Origin of the sequence: Idiomarina piscisalsi, assembly GCF_003987095.1 — a bacterium.
In the GTDB taxonomy this organism is placed as follows: domain Bacteria; phylum Pseudomonadota; class Gammaproteobacteria; order Enterobacterales; family Alteromonadaceae; genus Idiomarina; species Idiomarina piscisalsi.
In genome coordinates this window covers 519,011-540,817 of sequence record NZ_PIQA01000001.1, presented here as the reverse complement: position 1 = coordinate 540,817, position 21,807 = coordinate 519,011, and the positions used below count along the sequence as shown (strand labels likewise).

19 protein-coding genes and 1 riboswitch are annotated in these 21,807 nt (G+C 46.6%); of the genes, 14 read left to right on the top strand and 5 right to left on the bottom strand.

Going from position 1 to position 21,807, the window contains the following annotated elements:
* The first annotated feature begins 115 nt into the window (after nucleotides 1-115).
* The 5 genes from CWI73_RS02695 (at nucleotide 116) to CWI73_RS02675 (ending at nucleotide 5,185) form a co-directional block, all read left to right on the top strand.
* Nucleotides 116-1,165 carry an NAD(P)-dependent alcohol dehydrogenase gene (locus CWI73_RS02695; protein ID WP_126751428.1) on the top strand — a complete coding sequence of 350 codons (1,050 nt, stop codon included), beginning with the start codon at nucleotides 116-118 and terminating at the stop codon, nucleotides 1,163-1,165.
* 32 nt (nucleotides 1,166-1,197) lie between these two features.
* Nucleotides 1,198-1,359, top strand: a riboswitch (Lysine riboswitch).
* A 50-nt stretch (nucleotides 1,360-1,409) separates the two neighbouring features.
* On the top strand, nucleotides 1,410-2,765 hold the full coding sequence (gene lysC, locus CWI73_RS02690) for a lysine-sensitive aspartokinase 3 (protein WP_126751427.1): 1,356 nt from the start codon (nucleotides 1,410-1,412) through the stop codon (nucleotides 2,763-2,765).
* Nucleotides 2,766-2,836: 71 nt separating this feature from the next.
* Nucleotides 2,837-3,634 carry an undecaprenyl-diphosphate phosphatase gene (locus CWI73_RS02685; RefSeq protein WP_126751426.1) on the top strand — a complete coding sequence of 266 codons (798 nt, stop codon included), beginning with the start codon at nucleotides 2,837-2,839 and terminating at the stop codon, nucleotides 3,632-3,634.
* 3 nt (nucleotides 3,635-3,637) lie between these two features.
* Nucleotides 3,638-4,489: an ion transporter gene (locus tag CWI73_RS02680; protein ID WP_126751425.1), complete on the top strand. Its 852-nt coding sequence runs from the start codon at nucleotides 3,638-3,640 to the stop codon at nucleotides 4,487-4,489.
* Nucleotides 4,490-4,492: 3 nt separating this feature from the next.
* Nucleotides 4,493-5,185, top strand: coding sequence for a M48 family metallopeptidase (locus CWI73_RS02675; protein WP_126751424.1), 693 nt, complete (start codon nucleotides 4,493-4,495; stop codon nucleotides 5,183-5,185).
* On the opposite strand, the gene CWI73_RS02670 is transcribed toward CWI73_RS02675, so the two are convergent.
* Nucleotides 5,182-5,403 (bottom strand): hypothetical protein, encoded by a 222-nt coding sequence (locus CWI73_RS02670; protein ID WP_053952634.1) that lies wholly within the window; start codon nucleotides 5,401-5,403, stop codon nucleotides 5,182-5,184. The two genes, CWI73_RS02675 and CWI73_RS02670, sit on opposite strands and share 4 nt — an antisense overlap.
* 85 nt (nucleotides 5,404-5,488) lie before the next feature.
* Between CWI73_RS02670 and CWI73_RS02665 the strand changes: the two genes are divergently transcribed.
* The 3 genes from CWI73_RS02665 to CWI73_RS02655 all read left to right on the top strand — a co-directional run bounded on the left by CWI73_RS02665 (nucleotide 5,489) and on the right by CWI73_RS02655 (nucleotide 8,791).
* Nucleotides 5,489-5,929 carry a VOC family protein gene (locus CWI73_RS02665; RefSeq protein WP_126751423.1) on the top strand — a complete coding sequence of 147 codons (441 nt, stop codon included), beginning with the start codon at nucleotides 5,489-5,491 and terminating at the stop codon, nucleotides 5,927-5,929.
* Nucleotides 5,930-6,003: 74 nt separating this feature from the next.
* Nucleotides 6,004-8,229, top strand: a complete 2,226-nt coding sequence (locus CWI73_RS02660; RefSeq protein ID WP_126751422.1) for an NADP-dependent isocitrate dehydrogenase — start codon at nucleotides 6,004-6,006, stop codon at nucleotides 8,227-8,229.
* Nucleotides 8,230-8,320: 91 nt separating this feature from the next.
* Nucleotides 8,321-8,791 carry a hotdog fold domain-containing protein gene (locus CWI73_RS02655; RefSeq protein WP_126751421.1) on the top strand — a complete coding sequence of 157 codons (471 nt, stop codon included), beginning with the start codon at nucleotides 8,321-8,323 and terminating at the stop codon, nucleotides 8,789-8,791.
* 62 nt (nucleotides 8,792-8,853) lie between these two features.
* Here the strand turns inward: CWI73_RS02655 and CWI73_RS02650 are convergent, their stop codons facing one another.
* Nucleotides 8,854-10,407 (bottom strand): peptide MFS transporter, encoded by a 1,554-nt coding sequence (locus tag CWI73_RS02650; RefSeq protein ID WP_126751420.1) that lies wholly within the window; start codon nucleotides 10,405-10,407, stop codon nucleotides 8,854-8,856.
* A gap of 153 nt (nucleotides 10,408-10,560) precedes the next feature.
* Nucleotides 10,561-12,732, bottom strand: coding sequence for a putative bifunctional diguanylate cyclase/phosphodiesterase (locus CWI73_RS02645; RefSeq protein ID WP_126751419.1), 2,172 nt, complete (start codon nucleotides 12,730-12,732; stop codon nucleotides 10,561-10,563).
* Nucleotides 12,733-12,901: 169 nt separating this feature from the next.
* On the opposite strand from CWI73_RS02645, the gene CWI73_RS02640 reads away from it, so the two are divergent.
* Genes CWI73_RS02640 through prpF form a run of 5 tightly spaced genes read left to right on the top strand, consistent with a single transcriptional unit; the run spans nucleotide 12,902 to nucleotide 19,412 of the window.
* Nucleotides 12,902-13,600: a GntR family transcriptional regulator gene (locus CWI73_RS02640; protein WP_126751418.1), complete on the top strand. Its 699-nt coding sequence runs from the start codon at nucleotides 12,902-12,904 to the stop codon at nucleotides 13,598-13,600.
* Nucleotides 13,597-14,475 carry a methylisocitrate lyase gene (gene prpB, locus CWI73_RS02635; protein WP_126751417.1) on the top strand — a complete coding sequence of 293 codons (879 nt, stop codon included), beginning with the start codon at nucleotides 13,597-13,599 and terminating at the stop codon, nucleotides 14,473-14,475. The genes CWI73_RS02640 and prpB overlap by 4 nt, the downstream gene beginning before the upstream one ends.
* Nucleotides 14,476-14,497: 22 nt before the next feature.
* A complete protein-coding gene (gene prpC / locus CWI73_RS02630; RefSeq protein ID WP_126751416.1) occupies nucleotides 14,498-15,622 on the top strand; it encodes a bifunctional 2-methylcitrate synthase/citrate synthase in 1,125 nt (374 codons plus the stop codon).
* Nucleotide 15,623: 1 nt separating this feature from the next.
* Nucleotides 15,624-18,221 (top strand): Fe/S-dependent 2-methylisocitrate dehydratase AcnD, encoded by a 2,598-nt coding sequence (acnD, locus tag CWI73_RS02625; RefSeq protein WP_126751415.1) that lies wholly within the window; start codon nucleotides 15,624-15,626, stop codon nucleotides 18,219-18,221.
* Nucleotides 18,222-18,233: 12 nt separating this feature from the next.
* On the top strand, nucleotides 18,234-19,412 hold the full coding sequence (prpF, locus tag CWI73_RS02620) for a 2-methylaconitate cis-trans isomerase PrpF (protein ID WP_126751414.1): 1,179 nt from the start codon (nucleotides 18,234-18,236) through the stop codon (nucleotides 19,410-19,412).
* Nucleotides 19,413-19,461: 49 nt separating this feature from the next.
* On the opposite strand, the gene CWI73_RS02615 is transcribed toward prpF, so the two are convergent.
* The gene (locus CWI73_RS02615) at nucleotides 19,462-20,070 is read right to left on the bottom strand and encodes a hypothetical protein (RefSeq protein ID WP_126751413.1); all 609 of its coding nucleotides are present in this window, start codon (nucleotides 20,068-20,070) and stop codon (nucleotides 19,462-19,464) included.
* 95 nt (nucleotides 20,071-20,165) lie between these two features.
* On the opposite strand from CWI73_RS02615, the gene CWI73_RS02610 reads away from it, so the two are divergent.
* The gene (locus tag CWI73_RS02610; protein WP_157980622.1) at nucleotides 20,166-21,071 is read left to right on the top strand and encodes a sensor domain-containing diguanylate cyclase; all 906 of its coding nucleotides are present in this window, start codon (nucleotides 20,166-20,168) and stop codon (nucleotides 21,069-21,071) included.
* On the opposite strand, the gene CWI73_RS02605 is transcribed toward CWI73_RS02610, so the two are convergent.
* A complete protein-coding gene (locus CWI73_RS02605) occupies nucleotides 21,068-21,805 on the bottom strand; it encodes a 3'-5' exonuclease (RefSeq protein ID WP_126751411.1) in 738 nt (245 codons plus the stop codon). The two genes, CWI73_RS02610 and CWI73_RS02605, sit on opposite strands and share 4 nt — an antisense overlap.
* Nucleotides 21,806-21,807 lie beyond the last annotated feature (2 nt).

The window sequence follows — 21,807 nt, the reverse complement described above, 5'->3', positions numbered from 1 at the left end:
TGAACCTTTAATTATCGTTATTGTTGCTAAAATACTAGGGGTTTGGGTGTTATGGTGCAATCCAAAATGCGAAATGCAAAGTAGAAGTACTACAAGATTTCAATAAGGAGTTTTTATGACTAAGGCATACGCAGCGGAATCTGAACATTCCGGTTTGGCCCCTCACGGCATTGAGCGTCGTGAGTTAAGAGACGACGATGTCGCTATCGACATTCTTTATTGTGGTGTTTGTCACACTGACATTCATTATGTTGAAAATGATTGGGGCGGAACTCTTTATCCGGTTGTTCCCGGCCATGAAATTATTGGACGCGTGACCTCAGTTGGAAAGGACGTTAAGAATTACAGCGAGGGCGACTTAGTCGGTGTCGGTTGTATGGTCGACTCTTGTCGAGAGTGCAGCTCGTGTAACCAGGGCTTAGAGCAATACTGCTTAAACGGCATGGTTCCGACTTACAATGGTGAAGACTTACACGACAAAAGCATTACTTATGGCGGTTATTCTGAAAAAATTGTTGTCAGTGACCGCTTCGTCGTCCGTGTACCAGAAAAGCTCGATGCCGCGAAAGCCGCTCCACTATTGTGTGCGGGCATTACGACTTACTCACCGCTTCGTCACTTTGGTATAAAAGAAGGCCACAAAGTTGGCGTTATTGGTATGGGCGGTTTAGGTCACATGGGCGTGAAGTTTGCTAAAGCCATGGGCGCAGAGGTAACCATATTTACGCGTTCAGAAAGCAAAATTAGCGAAGCGAAAAAGCAGGGCGCTGATAACGTCATTATCTCGACAGACGAAAAGCAAATGGAAGAAGCGGCCGAAACTTTCGACTTCTTGCTCGATACTGTGCCTGTTCAGCACGACTTAAATCCTTACATTAACTGCCTGAAAGTCGATGGTACGCATATTTTGGTTGGCTTATTGGAGCCGGTTGATCCTGCTTTGCAGGCGGGACAGTTAGTAATGAAGCGCCGTGTTTTAGCGGGGTCACTTATTGGCGGTATTCCTGAGACACAGGAAATGCTGGACTTCTGTGCTGAACACGACATTCACTGCGATGTTGAAATGTTGGATATTAAAAATATTAATGACGCGTTTAAACGTATGAAAAAAGGCGATGTGAAGTACCGTTTTGTTATTGATATGGATACGTTGAAGCAGTCATAGATTGAATTCAAACCACTATTCGTGGTTTACTAACTTCTGGAAGAGGTGCGGTACTCAGGCAGCTTAGCAAACATCTACCAAAGAGCTAAGCGAGGGGAGTAACCGCCGAGGTGCAAGTGCATGGAATGGCTTGCGCCGGCCGTTGAGTTTGAACACTTGCGGCTGTCACCGATAGGTGGAGAGCTTCTGGAGACCCTCCTTTTTAAGCTCTCTGAACGTTGTTGTTATCAGTTCAGGGGATACTATGTTACCCATTCATGTTGCGAAGTTCGGCGGCACCAGTATGGCGAGCGCCGAGTCGATTCAAGCCTGTGTTAACGTTGTTGAACGTCAAAATAATCCGACGCTGGTGGTGGTTAGTGCTTGTGCCGGTGTAACGAATCGTTTAGTGGCAATCAGTCAGTCACACACGCAAACAGAACGCCAACGCTTGTTTGATGAAATTGTTGAAATTCATTGCCAAGCGGCCTCTGCATTACCAAAAGACAATATCGTTCACTATAATCTTGAGCAATTGCACCAACGTCTGCAGTCACTGGCTCAAAATGCGCCCAACGCGTCAGAAAGTTACCAGCGACAAGTTCGGGATGAAATTTTGAGTTTTGGTGAACGCTGTTCGTCCCGTTTATTTGCCGCGTACTGGTCGCAAGTGGCTAAAACTCCCGCTGAAGTTGTTGATGCGCGTTCTTTATTAGTGACTAATAATCACTTTGGTCATGCAGTTCCCAATATTGATAAGACCCGGAAGCGGTGCACTGGCTTGTCAGAGCAGTTAATTGATAGCGCAAATGTGGTCACTCAAGGGTTTATTGGCGCTAGTGAAGACGGCGTCACTACGACTCTGGGGCGCGGCGGCAGTGACTATAGTGCCGCGATATTAGCGGCGGCTCTGAGTGCTGACCAGTTGAATATATGGACGGATGTTTCCGGTATTTATACTATCGACCCGCGGATATGCTCAGATGCAAGACCGTTAGAACAAATTAGCTTTGCCGAAGCGGCAGAACTGGCGACCTTTGGTGCAAAAGTGCTGCACCCGAAAAGCTTAAAGCCTGCTATTGAAAGTGGTACTAAAGTGTTTGTGGGCCACAGTCGTTACCCGGAAAAAGGCGGCACGCTTATTTTGCCAGAGCCTGATGAACGACCGTCAATTCGTGCTTTGGCGCGCAGACAAAACCAAACATTACTGACAGTGAATAGCGTTGAAATGTTACATGCGACCGGTTTTTTAGCGCGCTTGTTCGATGTTTTGGCACGTTATGACATTAGTGTGGACTTGGTAACAACCTCCGAGGTGAGCATTGCACTGACTCTGGACGAGGAAGGCTCGCAAGCAAATGGCCTTTCTGTGTTACCCGAAGCCATGTTGGAGGAGTTGCGGGAATTTGCGACCGTAACGATTGAGCAGGGTCTGAGTCTTATTGCTGTCATTGGCAATGACATTGGCCACTTTGGCGATATTTCTCCCTGGGTGTTAGAGGCCGCCTCACCGGTGCCTATACGACTGATTTGCCAGGGAGCAAGTCGGCATAACCTGTGCTTTTTAGTGACGGACGAACAGGCGGAAAACATCATTAAAAAACTTCATGCAAAACTATGACGGTAGTGCCCACTTCGGTTTATAATGCTCGCCAATTTCTGGGCAATTAAAGACAAAGAGCGAGTCGTTAAATGGAGCTGTGGCAAGCCATAATACTAGGGATAGTGCAGGGGATTACTGAGTTCTTACCAATTTCCAGCTCAGCACACCTAATTTTAATGCCGGTGTTAACTGGCTGGGATGATCAGGGCGTTGGTTTTGACTTGTCAGTGCACGTAGGCACCTTGTTGGCCGTTATTTTGTACTTCCGTAAAGACGTGGGTGCGCTGTTTGCAGATGGTCTTCGTTCTATTCCGGCAGGCGAAAATGTAGGTCGCAGTAAACTTGGTTGGATGGTCGTTATTGCCACTATTCCTGCCTGTATTTTTGGTGTGCTGTTGCTTGATTATATCGACACGGTATTGCGTGCGGTGTGGGTAATTATTACGACCACTGTTGTGTTTGCAGTGTTGCTTGCGGTGGCCGATCGCTGGGGACGTGGTCGTCGTCACCTTGACTCTATTGGTTTAAAAGACGCCATTATCGTCGGTTTAGCACAAGCCGTAGCACTCATCCCTGGTACCTCCCGTTCAGGCGCGACCATTACCGCTGGCTTATTTATGGGCCTTGATCGCGAAACAGCCTCTAAGTTTTCTTTCTTTATGGCGATACCGATTACGACAGCGGCCGCTTTAGTAAAGCTATTAAGCATCTACAGTGACGGCATAGCCGTTGACTGGAATGGCTTTATTGTGGGTGGCGTTGCCTCTTTTATAACCGCTATTACGGCCATCCACTTCTTTTTGAAATGGTTAAATGACTTTGGCATGTGGCCTTATGTTATTTATCGCTTAGTGCTTGCTGCAGTTTTATTCTGGGTGTTCGTGTAAACCATGTACGAGAATTTAAAAAAGCAATTATTTGAGCTAAAAAGTAACCGGATTTTTGAGTTTGCGGTTATAGCCGTCATTATTATTTCGGCACTGGAAATAGGTGCAAAAACGTATGACTTACCCGGTTTTTTAAATACAGCCTTGCTTGGCCTGGACTGGTTTATCACCGTCTTTTTTGTGGTGGAAATTAGTATTCGGTTTATCGCCGATCACGATAAAAAGAACTTTTTTAAAAATGGCTGGAATGTTTTTGATACTTTAGTCGTGGTGGTCAGTTTAATTCCTATTAACGACTCGGAATTGGCGTTGTTGGCTCGTCTAGTCCGAATTTTCCGAGTGTTGCGGATGATCTCTATCATCCCGGAGTTGCGAACACTCATTACCTCGTTATTAAAAGCACTGCCACAAATGGGTTACGTGGTATTGCTCATGTTCATTATCTTCTACATTTACGCGGCGGTCGGTAGTTACTTGTTCGCTGACATTAACCCTTTCTTATGGGAAAACATTGCGGTATCCATGCTGACATTGTTCCGGGTTATGACCTTCGAAGACTGGACGGACGTTCAATACGAGACCATGGAGGTGTATCCGTGGAGCTGGCTGTTCTATATGACCTTTATATTCCTGACGGCTTTTGCTTTTCTAAACATGGTTATTGGTATTGTCGTAAACGTTATGGACAAAGAGAGTCAGGCTGAGGCTGAGGAATTACGTCAGCAGCTTGAAGAAGAGCAAGGACCTGAGCCGACCATGCGTGAACTGCAGGATGAGATTCGCGAGCTAAAAACTTTATTGCAGGGGCAGCAGGCACAAATCAACCAGCACTCTGCACGAGAAACAAGTGAGTAACTCATGTATGTAGGCGATTGCAAAGTTGAAATAACTCGCAAGCGCATTAAACACCTGTATCTACGGATAAAAGAGCCCGGCTGCGTTCATGTGTCAGCACCAAAACATTGGCCGGGAGACTATATACAGTCGGTTATAGAAGCCCGAAGTGAATGGATAAAAGAGCAACAGCAGAAGCTGCTGCAGAGGCAAGAAACAACGCCCCGGACTCAGTCTTACGAAGACCACGCGGAGATCGTTGTTGAAGGGCAAAGCTACTGTTTAAAGGCGGTACGAAAAAGCGCATTCCCCCAGCTTAGTGCGGTAACGCTTTGCCGTGAAACCAAGACACTCACCTTAAGTATGTCTGATCCGTCCAACTTAGAAGCCCGTAAAAAACAGCTAGATAGGTGGCTTCGGGCCCAGTTAAAAGAGCGTATTGCGCAGCTACTGGAACATTGGCAACCCATTATGGGCGTAGCTGCCAGTGACTTTGGCGTGCGGAAGATGAAAACCCGTTGGGGCAGCTGTAATATTCGTACTCATAAAATTTGGTTAAACTTTGATTTAATGAGTAAAGCGGCTGAGAGCCTCGAATACGTTGTGGTGCATGAACTCACGCATTTGTATGAGCGTTACCACAACAAACGCTTTTATCGTCTTATGGACAAGTATCTACCAGACTGGCGAGAGCGCAAACAACGGCTGAATAGTTAGCGCAGACTTTGCCCTAACTGATTTTGCGCAATAAGACGGAAGACATAAGCGACTTTAAATAAGCCGGCTAGAATCACTTGCGATAAGTGTAAGAATACCAGCAGCATTAGTGGCAGGTTTTCTTCCTGAAACCAGGCTAAATAAAACACAACAATTGAAAGTAGCAGAAACACCACCATAGAGGTGTTAGAGGTTTTGAGTAACGTATTAGGTTTCATAATAAACATTCCCAATGCATGTTTAATAAACACATATTAAATGTATCTTTAATATAGATCAAGAAAAACGCTCAAGGAGTAGGCAATGCGATATTTACATACAATGGTTCGGGTTCATGGTTTGGAGCGTTCGTTACACTTTTATTGCGACTTGCTTGGTATGAAAGAGGTGTCGCGTAAGGAAGTTGAGAAGGGCCGATTTACCTTGGTTTACCTTGCTGCTTCTGATGACTTCGAGCTCGCTAAGGAAAAGCGCTCTCCAGAGCTTGAGCTCACTTACAACTGGGATCCAGAAACCTATAGTGGCGGTCGTAACTTCGGGCACTTAGCTTTTGAAGTAGAGAATATTTATGAGTTATGTCAGAAGCTAAAAGATAATGGAATTATTATTAATCGCCCACCGCGCGATGGTCATATGGCGTTTGTTCGCTCACCAGATAATATTTCAATTGAATTGCTGCAAAAAGGTGAACGCTTACCAGAACAGGAGCCTTGGGCGTCAATGGAAAACATCGGTACATGGTAATTTAAGGCCAAATCGCCTATAATCTTGCCACTTTTTTTGCATATTTACTTTAGGTCCAACGAATAGGAATGACTATGTCGACTGATAAAGCAAAGATTATTTACACTGAAACGGACGAGGCGCCACGCTTGGCGACATACTCGTTGTTGCCAATTATTGAAGCATTCACAAAGGCGGCTGGTGTTTCAGTGGAGACCCGCGATATTTCTTTGGCTGGTCGTATTATTTCGCAGTTTCCGGAGTACCTGACCGAAGAGCAACGTCAGTCAGACGCTTTAGCTGAGCTGGGCGAAATGGCGAAAACTGCTGAAGCAAACATCATTAAACTGCCAAACATTAGTGCGTCTATTCCACAAATGACGGCATGTATTAAAGAGCTTCAGGAACAAGGCTACAAACTGCCTGACTTCCCGTTTGATCCGCAAACAGACGAAGAAAAAGACGTTCGCGCGCGCTACGACAAAGTTAAAGGCAGTGCGGTAAACCCGGTCTTGCGTGAAGGTAACTCAGACCGTCGCGCACCAAGTGCTGTTAAAAATTATGCAAAGAAGAACCCACATCGTATGGGCGAGTGGTCTAAAGATTCTAAGTCTCACGTAGCTCACATGAGCGACGGCGACTTTTACAGCAGCGAAAAGTCAATGACATCTGCTGCTGATGACAGCTTCAAAATTGTCTTAGAAGCGAACGGTGAGCAAAAAGTACTGAAAGAATCTGTACCAGTACTGGCCGGTGAAGTGGTTGACGCTGCAACAATGAGCAAAAAGCAGTTGCAGGCGTTCTTTGAAAAAGAAACCGCTGCGGCAAAAGAAGAAGGCGTTTTACTGTCGTTGCACTTAAAAGCAACCATGATGAAAGTGTCAGATCCAATTATGTTTGGTCATGCTGTACGTGTTTTCTTTAAAGACGTTCTAGAGAAACATGCCGACGTCATGAAAGACATTGAGTTTGATGCCAGCAACGGTATTGGCGACTTGTACAACAAACTCGAGAAGTTAGACGCTGACAAGCGCGCTGAAATTGAGTCTGACCTGGAAACGGTTTACTCGAAACAGCCAGAACTGGCGATGGTTAACTCGCACAAAGGTATTACTAACCTGCACGTACCAAGTGATGTCATCATTGACGCATCAATGCCTGCAATGATTCGTGATTCTGGCAAAATGTGGGACAAAAATGACAGCCGCCAAGATGCAAAAGCGATGATTCCAGATCGCTGCTATGCGGGTGTATATCAGGAAACCATTAGCTTCTGCAAAGAAAATGGCGCGTTCGACCCGGCGACTATGGGTACTGTACCTAACGTTGGTCTAATGGCGCAAAAAGCAGAAGAGTATGGTTCTCACGATAAGACGTTTGAAATTCCGGCAGACGGTGTTGTCAAAGTCTTAAACAAAGCCGGCGATGTTGTGTTTGAACACAAAGTTGAGGAAGGCGATATTTGGCGTATGTGTCAGGTGAAAGACGCACCTATCCGCGACTGGGTGAAACTGGCGGTTAACCGTTCACGCTTAAGCGGCATGCCTGCGGTATTCTGGCTGGACAGCAACCGTGCACACGACGCTCAGTTAATTAAGAAAGTCGAAGAGTACTTAAAAGAGCACGACACCGACGGTCTTGATATCCAAATTATGGCGCCGGTAGAAGCCACTCGTCACACACTGAAGCGTGTGAAAGAAGGTAAAGACACTATTTCTGTAACCGGTAACGTTCTGCGTGACTACCTGACGGACTTATTCCCAATTCTGGAACTGGGTACGTCAGCGAAAATGTTGTCAATTGTGCCTCTGATGAACGGTGGTGGTCTATTTGAAACAGGCGCTGGCGGTTCTGCACCTAAGCACGTTCAGCAGTTTGTTGAAGAAAACCATTTACGTTGGGACTCTTTAGGTGAATTCCTGGCTCTGGCAGCGTCTCTTGAGCACCTGAGCCGTACTTTTGATAATAAACGTGCACAAGTGCTGGCTGACACGCTAGACGTAGCAACAGCTAAATTCCTGGACGAGAACAAGTCGCCGTCACGTAAAGCCGGTGAGATTGATAACCGTGGTTCTCATTTCTATCTGGCAATGTACTGGGCCGAAGCGTTGGCGAATCAAAACGATGACGCTGAGCTTAATGAGCGCTTCAGTAAGTTGTCTGAAAAGCTGTCAGGCAATGAACAAGCGATTATTGACGAGCTGAACGGTGTTCAGGGCAAGAAAGTGGACATTGGTGGTTACTACCAGCCAAATTCAGAGAAAGTATCTGCAGCAATGCGCCCTTGCTCTGTATTGAATGAAACTTTAGCAAGCTTATAATTAAGCAAGCTAAGCTTATTGAAAAAGCAGGCTTCGGCCTGCTTTTTTAATGCCCATACTTTGTCAATTCGACTTCCCGGGAGAAAGAATAGTGGCCAATGGCAACTACTTAATAAACTTATACGAACGCTGTTTAAAAATGCCGTTTGGGCGCAAGATTTTCTCAACCATGTTTGCCCGAAAAGCGCCTTATTTTGCAACCATTAAGCCGCTTATTACTGAATTAGAGCCTAATTTTTGTCAGCTTACGTTCAAAAAGCGCAAAGCCGTTCAGAACCACATTGGTACGGTGCACGCTATTGCAGTATGTAACGGCATGGAAATGGCCATGGGTGCGCTTGCTGAGGCTTCTATTCCAAAGCATTTGCGTTGGATCCCTAAAGGTATGAATGTTCAGTATCTGGCAAAAACAAACAGTGACGTGACTATTGAGGCGAAGGCATCAGATCAGACTTGGCAAGTGGGTGAGCAACCTATAACCGTGGAAGCGAAACGGGATGATGGTACCGTGGTTGCTGCTGGTGAGATTATTATCTACGTTTCCGAAAAGCCTAAAAAGTAAATCGGACATACTAAAAAAGGGACCCAAAGGTCCCTTTTTAAATGCTAATTTCCTAACCTTTATTAAGGTTTGCCAACCGGCTCGTTAGCATCAATAACTGCACCTGGGTGCTCGTCTTCGCCATCGTCCGGCGCCAGTTTTTCCCATTTACGAGTAAACAGAGCCAATACGAAGACCGCCGCACCAACGCTCACACCGAACACAAAGATAGTCCAGTAAAGCTCAGGCATCGCTTGTGGGTTGTTCGGGTCAAGGCCACCAGCCAACAAGCCGACAACAACGTTACCGATAGAGTAGGTGAGTACGAAGATACCCATCATCTGGCCTGCCATACGCTTCGGTGACAACTTACTCACCGCACTCAGGGCAACTGGGCTTAAGCACAGCTCACCAACGGTATGAATAAAGTACACCGCAACCAACCAATATGGTGCCACTTTAAGTCCGCTGGCAGCGGCTTGTGAGGCGAAGAACATGACAATGAAGCCTGTCGCCATAATGATAAGGCCAATAGCACTCTTAAAGCCGTACGATGGGTTGATCATACGCTTGCTCAGGTTGATCCATAGTGCCGCGAAGAACGGTGACATAATGACCAGGAATATTGAGTTCAGCGACTGGAACCAAGTGGTTGGGATTGTAAAGTCGCCAACAACGCGATCGGTTAGGTCTCGTGCGAACAAGTTAAATGATGAGCCGGCTTGCTCGAAGCCTGCCCAGAACATCGTCGACGCAATACACACTAGGAATAGAGCACCGAGGCGTTTCATTTCATCTCGAGTCAACTTCCCGAAGATAAAAACGGACAGGTAGTACAGGAAAAATATAACCGTAAAGATAATGGCAACATTTCCGGCAACGATGGTTGGATCAATCGTGACGTAGTCATTCAGGGCTAAAAAGGTATAAACCGCTAAAACCGCTAATAAGAACCAAATAATTCCCCAGCTTATCTTGCCTGAGATAGGACCCATTGGTTTCGGTGGCTTCTCACCAACGCCTTTCAACTTAGGTTGAGTCAGTTTGTACTGAATAAGGCCAAATGCCATACCAACAGCTGCTGCACCGAAACCCCAATGGTAACCGGCATTTTCCATAAGGTAACCAGTGACTATATAACCGATAATGGAGCCAATGTTGATGCCCATGTAGTACAGGGTATACCCACCGTCACGGCGATCATCGTCAGAGTCATAGAGTTGACCAACCATCGCGGTGATATTGGGTTTTAATAACCCAGTACCTAATACCACCAAAATTAAACCAATGAAGAAGCTGGCTTCACTGGGTATGGCCAATACAATATGACCAAGCATTATAATGATACCGCCGTACCAGGTGGCGCGTTGACCGCCTAACAAGCGGTCGGCAATCCAGCCGCCGGGTAAACCCATGAAATAAACAGAGCCTGCATACAAGCCGTAGATAGCGGTTGCAGAGGCGACGGTTATCGCGAGTCCGCCTTCTTGCAAACTGGCGGTCATAAATAAAACGAGTAGCGCACGCATGCCATAGTAACTCATGCGCTCCCACATTTCGGTAAAAAACAGGGTTTGTAAGCCCCCTGGCTGTCCGAAAAAGCTTGAGTCTTTATCGACTATATTCTTAGGATCCATTCTTGTTATCCATTTTGTTATTTAACATCAAATAGTTATGTCTATTTTTAGCTTATTCGACTAAAGTCGGAGTCGAAAAAGGTGGCAATACTTTACTAGCGGTAGCCACAGAATGGAACCGAAAACGACGAATTCATTGGTTTTCACGGTGTGTTATAGGTGTGAATTTTGTTTTCTGAATTCAGACTCTGCAACTGGCTTACTGAATAAATAGCCCTGAAAGTAATCACAGCCAAGTGAAGAGAGGTAGTCAAAATGCTTCTCTGTTTCAACGCCCTCAGCCACTACTTTAAGACCCAGGTTATGTGCCAACTGAACAATCGTTTGAACAATGGCTTCTTTCTGTACGGACTGAAACATATCACGTACGAAAGACACATCGATTTTGAGCACATCGAACGGCAGTTTCATTAAGTAGGATAGTGATGAATAGCCTGTTCCAAAATCGTCTAGCGCAAATTGGATACCCAGCTGCTTCAACTCCTTAATTTTATGAATGACGTCATCAAGGTTTTGCATTAGTACGCTTTCTGTCAATTCAAGCTTAAGTTGACCAGCAGGCACTTCATATTGTTTTAGCAGAGAGTTTAATTTGTCGACAAAATCCATTTGCTGGAATTGTGGGGCACTGACATTAATTGAAAGTACCAAGTCGGTTAGCCCTAATTGTTGCCACTGACGTATAATCTGGCAGGCTTGTTCATTAATTAAGTCACCCAGACCAATAATAAGACCAGTTTCCTCCGCCAGTGGAATAAACTCTGCTGGCGACACCATGCCTCGTTCACTATGGTGCCAGCGAATCAGTGCTTCTGCGCCAATGACTTCACGGTTTATATCAAGTTGGGGTTGTAAATACAGTTCCAGTCCATCGCGTGTTTCTATAGCCTGGCGCAATTCTGCTTCAAGTTTCACGCGCTTTTCTATCGCGTCGGCCATTTCAGGATGATACAAGCGAATTTCACCCATACCATTACGTTTTGCCTCTGCTAAGGCCAGCGCAGCCTGAACAAGAATGTCCTCAGACGACTTTTTAAAACTATCAACAACAGTGACACCAAAACTCATTGAGCACTGGTGGCGGTAGTCTTTGAGTGAGTAGGGGGCTTGCAATTCTTGTTGCAACGTTTTGGCCATACTGAGCGCGTGAGACTGCGCTTGTACCGGATTGTTACTTTTCTGTACCCGGGCGACCACGGCAAATTCGTTGGAGCTGGGGCGAGCCACCATGTGTACGTTTAATGCAACACGCTCTAGTCGGTGAGTAACGGACTGCAATAATAAATCACCTAACGTCGGTCCAAGCGTGTTATTCAGCACTTTAAACTTATCGATATCGAGTAAGAACAGGACTAAGTGTTCGTTTTCCGGCGTTTCCTGCTGTTGTTGCGATAAGTAATCAAGCAATGAGCGGCGGTTTGGAAGGCCGGTTAAGGCATCATTAAAAGCCAGTTCGCGAATGCGCTTATCGGATTGTTTTATTGCGCGATAATTGTACTGAAAACGTCGATCAATAACTGATGAAACCCAGGAGATAAGCGCAATAAGTGCGACAGCAATGACAATAGCGTAAATAAGCCATAGATGTTGGTGCTGAGCATTAGTTGCTAGGCTAGTAATGGGTTCATCTGTGTAAAAGCGACTAGCCAGCATTGCAACATAGTGCATACCGCTAATAGCCGCTGCGATAATCAGTGCAGTGACAAACTGTATTTTCCGAAGTTCGCTTTTGGCGCCACGAATAATGTTCGAGCGGCTGTAAGTACTCATGGCAAGAATACCAAGAGCCACTGCAATAACTATGGAAGTCGCAAACCAATAGGGCGAGTAAAGTAGCTCTGCATTTAACTGCATAGCTTCCATGCCCAGGTAGTGCATTAGCCCAATACCGGCGCCTAAAATAGTGCCTGAAAGAATGTTCGTCTGAACGGAAACACGATTATGTCTTCTTTTGAAGTTAGCAAGCTTGTCTGCGGACAGGTGCAAAGAATAGGCAAAGTAATTGCCGATAATAGCCGGGGCTATAGAGGCCAGAGTCAGTCCAATGTTGTGTGAAACCACCACAGGCAACTGGAACGCTATCATACCAATAAAGTGCATACTCCAGACGCCAATACCGGCCACAATTGCGGTAATAACCGTCCAGATTCGCTGTTTGCTGGCTGAGCGATGACGGTGTGCCCGTTCAAATATTTTTAACGCAGTAAATGACGCTATAAAAGCAACAAGATAGGACAGGGTAACAAGCCAATAATTATAATAGCCTGGTAGCGGAGCTTGTGAATACTGCCCCAAATCAAAAAAAGTCATTAAAACGTCATTCATATGAGTATCTTATCAGATAATTGAGCGATAATGGAAAGTCAAATTCTTCAAATACAAGGAGCTTTAATTGTCGACAATAAAAAGGTTTTTGAATTGAAAAACATGGTTATTTAGACTACCCTGTAATAATTGTCGACAACCAAGTGCATTTCACTAACTTTAATCATTTATGCAAACGTTTTACGACCAGCAGTACTCATTCAGATCACCCGTCACATCAGCCGATCGTGTTCTTGTTGCGGTGCAAAAAGCAATTGTCGAAGGCGATATTGCCGCAGGCAGCAAAATTAGCGAGGCGGGTCTTGCTAAACAGTTTAATGTTAGTCGGGCACCATTGCGTGAAGCATTAGCGCGACTAGAGCGCTGTCACTTGGTTGAACGTACCCCGAATGCAGGAGCTCGCGTTGTTACATTAACCTATAAAAGCTTAATTGCGTTGTATCAAATACGCGAAGAGCTTGAGGGGTTAGCCTGTCGTCTTGCCGCAGAACAAATGGCCGATGACGAAATTGAAGCCTTATCTAAACTGTTAGAGCAACATTTGGAAAACCAACGGGTGCGTGAAGGCGAGAGTTATTATCAAGAGGCGGGGGATGTCGATTTTCATTACCGCATTATTCTTGCCAGCAAAAATCAGTATTTAATTAATATGCTGTGCGACGAGCTTTACTTTTTAGTTCGCATGTACCGTGTTCAGCTTGGTATGAATGGTCCACGAGTATCGCGTGCTTTTGATGAACACAAAGCGATTATTACCGCCATTGCGAACCGCGATGGCGAACTTGCCGATTTGTTAATGCGCCGTCATATCAGTGCATCACGCAAAAACATTGAAACAAAACTACAAGCACATAAGGAAGTATCATGAGTCAAATACAAAGCCCAGGCGCTAAACTGCGCCAAGCCGTAGCCGACGAGAGTCCACTACAAATTGTCGGTACCATTAATGCTTACACCGCCATGATGGCTGAAAAAGTCGGTCATAAAGCGTTGTACTTGTCAGGTGCTGGCGTGGCTAACGCATCTTTTGGCTTGCCTGACTTGGGAATGACTTCGTTGAACGACGTGTGTGAAGACATTCGTCGTATTACCGGTGCCAGCGACTTGCCACTGTTGGTGGACGCCGATACCGGTTGGGGTGGTGCGTTTAACATTGCCCGTACGGTAAAAGAAATGAGCCGTGCCGGTGCCGCAGGTTTTCATATTGAAGATCAAGTTGCGCAGAAACGCTGTGGTCACCGTCCAAACAAAGAAATAGTTAGTCAGGGTGAAATGGTTGATCGAGTAAAAGCGGCTGTTGATGCGCGAATCGATGACCAGTTTTATATTATGGCGCGTACGGACGCGTTCCAACAAGAGGGCTTAGAGTCTGCTATTGAGCGCGCGCAAGCTTGTGTCGATGCAGGTGCAGATGCAATTTTTGCTGAAGCTGTACATACGCTGGAGCACTATAAAGCCTTTACAGACGCATTAGACGTGCCGGTACTGGCCAATATCACTGAGTTTGGTGCGACGCCACTGTTCAATAAACAAGAGTTGGCCGATGTCGGCGTTGAGATTGTGCTTTATCCATTAAGCGCATTCCGCGCAATGAACAAAGCGGCACTGAACGTCTACAATAGTATTTTAGAAAACGGCGACCAAAAAGCCGTTGTTGATGACATGCAAACTCGTGCGGAATTGTATGAATTCCTTAACTATCACGATTTCGAAGAAAAACTCGACCAATTATTTAAAAAATAAACAAATTAAGAAGGGAAAAATCATGGCAGAGAAGAAACTAAGTGGCGCAGGTTTGCGCGGACAATCAGCCGGCGAAACGGCCCTATGTACTGTTGGTAAAAGCGGCTCAGGCTTAACCTACCGCGGTTATGACATCAAAGAGCTTGCCGAAAAAGTTAGCTTTGAAGAAGTGGCATACCTGCTAGCAAAGGGCGAATTGCCGACTCAGTCGCAACTTGACGACTACCGCAAACGCTTAAAATCATTACGCGTATTGCCTCAGGAAGTCAAAGACGTACTAGAGCGTATTCCAAAGTCAGCACACCCTATGGACGTTATGCGTACCGGTTGTTCAATGCTGGGTAACCTGGAAACGGAAGAAAGCTTCGATGAAGCTGACGACCACATCGAGCGTTTCTTAGCGACATTCCCGGGTATCGTATTGTACTGGTATCGCTTTACTCACGACGGCATTCGTATCGATACGGACTCGGAAGAAGAGTCTATCGGCGCGCACTTCCTGCGTTTATTGCACGACAAAAAGCCTTCACAGCTGCATGCTGACGTTATGAACACCTCACTTATCCTATACGCAGAGCATGAATTTAACGCGTCTACCTTCACTGCACGCGTTTGTGCATCGACATTATCTGACATTCATTCATGTGTTACTGGCGCGATTGGTTCGTTACGTGGTCCACTACACGGTGGTGCTAACGAAGCAGCAATGGAACTTATCGAAGACATGAAAGACGCTGAAGATGCCGAGCAAACGCTGATGGGCATGTTGGAGCGTAAAGAAAAAATTATGGGCTTTGGTCATGCCATTTATAAAGAGTTTGACCCACGTAACGACATCATCAAAGCGTGGTCGAAGAAATTGTCGGAAGAAGTCGGCGACAGCCGTTTGTACGATGTTTCTGTACGCTGTGAAGAAGTCATGTGGCGCGAGAAGAAGTTGTTCCCGAATGCGGACTTCTTCCATGCGTCTGCCTATAACTACATGGGCATTCCAACCAAACTGTTTACCCCAATTTTCGTAATGTCACGAGTAACCGGCTGGACTGCGCACGTTAAAGAGCAACGTGCTAACAACCGTATTATTCGTCCGTCTGCGGACTACACAGGTCCAGAGGCGCGTCCAGTACCTGCAATTGGTGACCGTTAATATGAATAATGAATACCGTAAAAAACTTGATGGCACCACGCTCGAGTATTTCGATACTCGAGCAGCCGTTGAAGATATAGAGCCGGGCGCTTACGACAAACTGCCGTACACCTCACGGGTACTGGCAGAAAACCTGGTACGCCGTTGTCCGCCGGATATTTTAACGCAGTCGTTAGAGCAATTGATTTACGGCAAAAAAGAGCACGATTTTCCGTGGTTCCCGGCTCGCGTAGTTTGCCACGACATTCTCGGGCAAACGGCGTTGGTTGATTTAGCTGGCCTGCGCGATGCTATCGCCGAAAAAGGCGGTGACCCGGCCAAAGTGAATCCGGTCGTGCCTACGCAACTGATTGTCGATCATTCACTGGCGGTTGAGCACGCGGGCTTCGAAAAAGACGCGTTTGAGAAAAACCGTGCCATTGAAGACCGTCGTAACGACGACCGTTTCCACTTTATTAACTGGACCAAAACCGCGTTTAAGAACGTTGACGTGATACCTCCGGGGAACGGCATTATGCACCAGATTAACCTGGAGAAAATGTCGCCAGTAGTTCAGGTTCGTGACAACGTCGCTTTTGTTGATACCTGTGTAGGTACCGACAGCCACACGCCCATGGTGGATGCCTTAGGTGTTATTTCTGTCGGTGTGGGTGGCCTGGAAGCTGAGAGTGTGATGCTTGGTCGCGCCTCTTATATGCGCCTGCCTGATATCGTAGGTGTTGAACTCACAGGCAAATTGCGTCCGGGTATTACCGGCACTGATTTGGTCTTAGCGCTCACGGAATTTTTGCGTCGCGAGCGTGTTGTTGGCGCTTACCTTGAGTTTTTCGGTGAAGGCGCAGAAGCACTAACCGTTGGTGACCGCGCAACTATCTCTAATATGACACCCGAATACGGTGCCACCGCGGCAATGTTCTACATTGATGACCAAACTATCGATTACTTAAAACTGACCGGCCGTGACGATGATCAGGTAGAACTGGTCGAGAAGTTTGCCAAGGAAACCGGGTTATGGGGTGACAGTCTGAAAACTGCTGAATACGGTCGGGTATTACGTTTTGACTTATCTAAAGTAGAACGTAATCTGGCGGGACCTTCTAACCCCCATGCCTTGCTACCTGCTGCTGAACTAACAGAACGCGGTGTGGCTAAGCATATTGAAGACCCTGAAAACGGAAAAATGCCGGATGGCGCGGTGATTATTGCGGCCATTACCAGCTGCACTAACACCAGTAATCCACGCAACATGATTGCAGCAGGTTTGATTGCGCGTAACGCCAATAAATTGGGATTAACGCGTAAGCCATGGGTTAAATCGTCACTGGCTCCGGGCTCTAAAACCGTAAAAATGTACCTGGAAGAAGCGCAGCTACTGCCTGAACTGGAAGACTTAGGTTTCGGTGTGGTGGCGTTTGCCTGTACCACTTGTAACGGTATGAGCGGCGCGTTGGATCCGAAAATTCAGCAAGAGATCATTGACCGTGATCTGTTCTCAACTGCGGTATTGTCGGGTAACCGAAACTTCGACGGACGTATTCATCCGTATGCTAAGCAGGCGTTTTTGGCTTCGCCGCCGTTGGTTGTGGCGTATGCGATTGCCGGTACTATCCGCTTTGATATCGAAAAAGACGTGCTGGGGTATGACCATGATGGTAACCCGGTAACGCTTAAAGATATCTGGCCGAGTGATGAAGAAATTGACCGTATCGTCAAAGAGAGCGTCAAGCCTGAGCAGTTCCGCAAGGTTTATGATCCTATGTTCAACCTGAGCGTTGACTACGGAGAGAAGAACAACCCACTGTATGAGTGGCGTGAAATGAGCACCTATATTCGCCGCCCGCCTTATTGGGAAGGCGCGTTAGCCGCAGAGAATACCTTAACGGGTCTGCGTCCGTTGGCGGTACTGGGTGATAACATCACCACCGACCACTTGTCGCCATCCAACGCGATTATGGCTGACAGTGCTGCGGGGGAATATCTGGCGAAAATGGGCGTGCCGGAGGAGGACTTTAACTCTTATGCTACTCACCGTGGTGATCACTTGACCGCACAGCGTGCCACTTTTGCTAACCCTAAGTTGTTTAATGAAATGGTGCGTGACGAAAACGGTGACGTGATTCAGGGGTCGCTGGCGCGGATTGAGCCAGAAGGCAAAGTTGTGCGCATGTGGGAAGCTATTGAGCATTACATGACCAATAAACAACCGCTAATTATCGTTGCGGGCGCTGATTATGGTCAGGGTTCGTCACGCGACTGGGCAGCGAAAGGTGTTCGCTTAGCGGGTGTTGAAGTTATTGTTGCCGAAGGTTTTGAACGTATTCACCGTACCAACTTAATTGGTATGGGCGTATTGCCACTGCAGTTTGAAGAGGGCACTACGCGCAAAACGTTGAATATTGACGGCACTGAAACCTTCGACGTGAAAGGCACACCGGCGCCGGGGGCAGTATTGCAATTGACCATTCACCGTAAGGACGGGTCGTCGCAGCAAGTTCCGGTTATTTGTCGCCTGGACACCAAAGAGGAAGTCTCTATTTACGAGGCTGGTGGTGTATTACAGCGCTTTGCGCAGGACTTTTTAGAAGCAGAAGCAAGCTAAGGAGTTTGAGCTATGGCGTTTAAACCACAAATCAAAATTCCCGCCACCTACATGCGTGGCGGGACCTCAAAGGGTGTTTTCTTCCGTTTGCAGGATTTGCCTGAAGCCGCGCAGAAACCGGGCGCGGTGCGCGATGCCATTTTGTTGCGTGTTATTGGCAGCCCGGATCCTTACGCCAAGCATACCGATGGTATGGGTGGCGCGACGTCGAGCACCAGTAAAACGGTCATCGTTGCTAAGAGTGAACAGTCGGACCATGATGTCGATTACCTGTTTGGTCAGGTGTCGATAGACAAGCCATTTGTCGACTGGAGTGGTAACTGCGGTAATTTATCGTCAGCGGTGGGGCCATTTGCCATTGCCAATGGTTTGGTAGCGCCTGAACGCATTCCTGAAAATGGTGTTTGCGAAGTCCGTATTTGGCAGGCCAATATTGGCAAAACTATCGTCAATAAAGTGCCTATGGTCAACGGTGAAGTGCAGGAGACTGGTGACTTTATTCTGGACGGTGTTACCTTCCCAGCGGCTGAAGTACCAGTAGAATTTATGGATCCGTCAGCGAATGGCGAGTCGATGTTTCCGACCGGTAATTTAATCGATGATATAGAAGTTCCCGGTATCGGGACCTTAAAAGCAACGCTGATTAACGCCGGTATTCCGACCATTTTCCTGAATGCAGAAGAAATTGGCTATGATGGCACCGAACTGCAGGAAGCTATTAATGGCGACTCTGCCGCTTTGGAGCGTTTTGAAACAATTCGCGCTCACGGTGCAGTAAAAATGCGGCTGATCGACGATGTCGCTGAAGCGGCTAACCGCCAACACACGCCTAAAGTCGCTTTTGTAGCACCACCAAAAGACTATATCGCTTCCAGTGGTAAGAAAATTGCCGCCAGTGACGTGGATCTGTTGGTACGTGCGATGTCGATGGGCAAACTGCATCATGCCATGATGGGCACCGCCGCAGTGGCTATTGGAACCGCCGCAGCTATTCCCGGTACTACGGTGAATTTAGCGGCGGGCGGAAATGACCGTACCATGGTTAACTTCGGTCACCCTTCAGGCATCTTACAGGTTGGCGCCGAATGTAAGCAAGTCAACGGCCAGTGGACCGCTATAAAAGCTATTATGAGCCGCAGCGCGCGCGTTTTAATGGAAGGTAACGTGCGTATTCCGGGTGACGTGCTGTAAATGCAAGAAGTCGCGCTTAGGCGCGACTTCTTATTAGTGTTTTTCAAACCTAGTCCGCATAGCCCCATGGAGTAGGGGGAGTATCAACGGTTTCTGTTAAATCAAAATCCACCCGAAATTCTCTGCCCTCGCGAATTAAGCGATAGGTAAAGGTGTCGTCGTGAATATACATTTGCCAAATATTGGTATTCGACTGAGGCACACCCAATTCAATAAATAATTCTTTTGAGTATGCGTCAGCAGGGAACGATTGTGCAGTCGGATAACCTTTATCGACCGTATGCCCACCATACATGGTTAAAGGGTCATAGTTGCCATCAGGTTTACGATGATCATGTTTAAGACTAATACCAGCCCCTGTTTGCGTTAAAATCCAGGTGCGCGAATGATCATCGCCAACGTGAAAAGGAATTTCAATTTTCGCATCGCCGCACTTGCGAACGTGCATGATTAACGGGCCTTCAAAACCGTCGCTGGCTGGCGTATCTACAGTGACTTCTCCAGCGTATGAGTTACCGCAATGCTGGTTAATTGCTGCAAAAAATTCAGCTTGAGCCTGGGTAGTCACCTGCGGCGCAGGCTTAATTACCTGGGCAGAACTGGTAAATGGTGCGAAGCTTGCGACGGCAATTGACGTAAGAAAAACGATTTTTTTCATTTTTAGACCATTGGGTAATGTTTAATTCTGAATTATATGAGAAAGTAAAACCTGACATGAATCAAAGGCACATGCCAGTATTTTTACGTAAACTTATGATACCAAGTGCAGTAACCGAAATTTCCGATCTCCAACATATTCTGGATAGTCTCGACGCCGTTGTGTACGTATCTGACGTTGAAACTCACGAACTGCTTTTTATGAACAAGTATGCGCTAAAGAATATTGGCAGTGTTAGCGAGTTTGACGAAGTGAGAGGTAAGCGTTGCTTTGAGGTTTTACAGAAAGGTCAAAAAAAGCCTTGTGATTTTTGTACTAACTCTTTACTTCCGAAAAGTGGTGATACGTACCTTTGGGAGTTTAAAAATACACGTAATAACTGCTGGTACCAATGTCGTGACCGCTTGATCCATTGGCATGACGGACGCCAAGTGAGGCTAGAAGTGGCAGCAGATATTACTGAACGAAAAACGGTGGAAGAAGAGCTGCGAGAAGCACAAAGAGAGTTAAAAGTACTCGCAGAAGTGGATAGCTTAACGCAAGTATATAACCGTCGCGCATTTTTTATGTATGCGGACAAGTTACGAAAAAGTCTCCCTAATTCATCTAGTTTGGGGTTAATGATTCTCGACCTGGACTACTTTAAAGACATTAATGATAGCTATGGACACGAAGCCGGCGATACGTTGCTTGCGGCTATTGGTCGGAAGCTTGGTTCTTTTGCCAATAATCACATCGTGATAGGGCGCATGGGCGGTGAAGAGTTTGCTATTGCTTTCCATGAAACCCAGAAACGCGAAAAAGAGGACTTTGCAAACCTAGTCTATAAAGCGGTTAGTAACGTGAAAGCCCTATATTTTAAAGACACACTGCAATGCACGACGAGCATTGGAGTGTCATCACAACCAGTTAGCACTCCGTTAAGAAATATCATGCGCCAAGCAGATGATGCTCTATATCGAGCAAAATCTGCCGGGCGCTCTCAGATAAAAATGTCCTAAGGCAACCAAATATCGCTAATGGCGGTTTCAGCAGCAAAGTGGTGGGCAACCTGTGCTTGAAGAAGCTCGCCGCAGGCAAGAGCGTCGGTCATGGCGTCGTGGGGGGCGTAAAAAGGCAGATTGTAACGCTCCCGGCTGTCAGCCAAACGGATAGAAACAGGCTTTTTGCCGGTTAACTTATCCCACAAACTGCGTTTTTGGCGATGAAAGCGTGCCTCAATTTCCATGGTATCTATGAGTGGGAAGTGGATGGTTTCGTTCAAACGCTCTTCAAAGCCGCCTTGCAAAAAAGGGCGCTCGATACCGTTGTAATGGACAATCCAAACTTTACCAGCAACAGCCTCCAGAAGCGGATCAATAACGTCAGCTAAGTCAGGCGCTTGTTCTATCTCGCTGTGCGTTATGCCATGAATAGTGACAGACTCTTCGGTTAACAAGCGCCGGGGCTTTACTACCCACTGTTGTGCTTTGCTCATGTCTATTCGACTGAGTGTCATAGGTACCACAGCGATGCTGATAATTCCGTGTTTGTCTGGATTCATACCAGTAGTTTCAAAGTCGACAGCAACCATTGGCACTTCTTCAATAGCGGTCTCCGCATTGGCAATACCGGCTTCGTAATAACGTTTGAGAGGCGGGTATTTTGCTGCTTTTGCAAGTTCCTGGAAACGTTTTGGCCAGTCAATAGTGCTTTTTTGTTGTTTGTTTTCAGCGTCTGGTGGCAAATACAGCACAA

What these genes read in the sequence shown, in the direction of transcription:
- CWI73_RS02695 (WP_126751428.1), top strand. Translation starts at nt 116, where the DNA reads ATGACTAAGGCATACGCAGCGGAATCTGAACATTCCGGTTTGGCCCCT.
- lysC (WP_126751427.1), top strand. Translation starts at nt 1,410, where the DNA reads ATGTTACCCATTCATGTTGCGAAGTTCGGCGGCACCAGTATGGCGAGC.
- CWI73_RS02685 (WP_126751426.1), top strand. Translation starts at nt 2,837, where the DNA reads ATGGAGCTGTGGCAAGCCATAATACTAGGGATAGTGCAGGGGATTACT.
- CWI73_RS02680 (WP_126751425.1), top strand. Translation starts at nt 3,638, where the DNA reads ATGTACGAGAATTTAAAAAAGCAATTATTTGAGCTAAAAAGTAACCGG.
- CWI73_RS02675 (WP_126751424.1), top strand. Translation starts at nt 4,493, where the DNA reads ATGTATGTAGGCGATTGCAAAGTTGAAATAACTCGCAAGCGCATTAAA.
- CWI73_RS02670 (WP_053952634.1), bottom strand. Translation starts at nt 5,403, where the DNA reads ATGAAACCTAATACGTTACTCAAAACCTCTAACACCTCTATGGTGGTG.
- CWI73_RS02665 (WP_126751423.1), top strand. Translation starts at nt 5,489, where the DNA reads ATGCGATATTTACATACAATGGTTCGGGTTCATGGTTTGGAGCGTTCG.
- CWI73_RS02660 (WP_126751422.1), top strand. Translation starts at nt 6,004, where the DNA reads ATGTCGACTGATAAAGCAAAGATTATTTACACTGAAACGGACGAGGCG.
- CWI73_RS02650 (WP_126751420.1), bottom strand. Translation starts at nt 10,407, where the DNA reads ATGGATCCTAAGAATATAGTCGATAAAGACTCAAGCTTTTTCGGACAG.
- CWI73_RS02645 (WP_126751419.1), bottom strand. Translation starts at nt 12,732, where the DNA reads ATGAATGACGTTTTAATGACTTTTTTTGATTTGGGGCAGTATTCACAA.
- CWI73_RS02640 (WP_126751418.1), top strand. Translation starts at nt 12,902, where the DNA reads ATGCAAACGTTTTACGACCAGCAGTACTCATTCAGATCACCCGTCACA.
- prpB (WP_126751417.1), top strand. Translation starts at nt 13,597, where the DNA reads ATGAGTCAAATACAAAGCCCAGGCGCTAAACTGCGCCAAGCCGTAGCC.
- prpC (WP_126751416.1), top strand. Translation starts at nt 14,498, where the DNA reads ATGGCAGAGAAGAAACTAAGTGGCGCAGGTTTGCGCGGACAATCAGCC.
- acnD (WP_126751415.1), top strand. Translation starts at nt 15,624, where the DNA reads ATGAATAATGAATACCGTAAAAAACTTGATGGCACCACGCTCGAGTAT.
- prpF (WP_126751414.1), top strand. Translation starts at nt 18,234, where the DNA reads ATGGCGTTTAAACCACAAATCAAAATTCCCGCCACCTACATGCGTGGC.
- CWI73_RS02615 (WP_126751413.1), bottom strand. Translation starts at nt 20,070, where the DNA reads ATGAAAAAAATCGTTTTTCTTACGTCAATTGCCGTCGCAAGCTTCGCA.
- CWI73_RS02610 (WP_157980622.1), top strand. Translation starts at nt 20,166, where the DNA reads ATGATACCAAGTGCAGTAACCGAAATTTCCGATCTCCAACATATTCTG.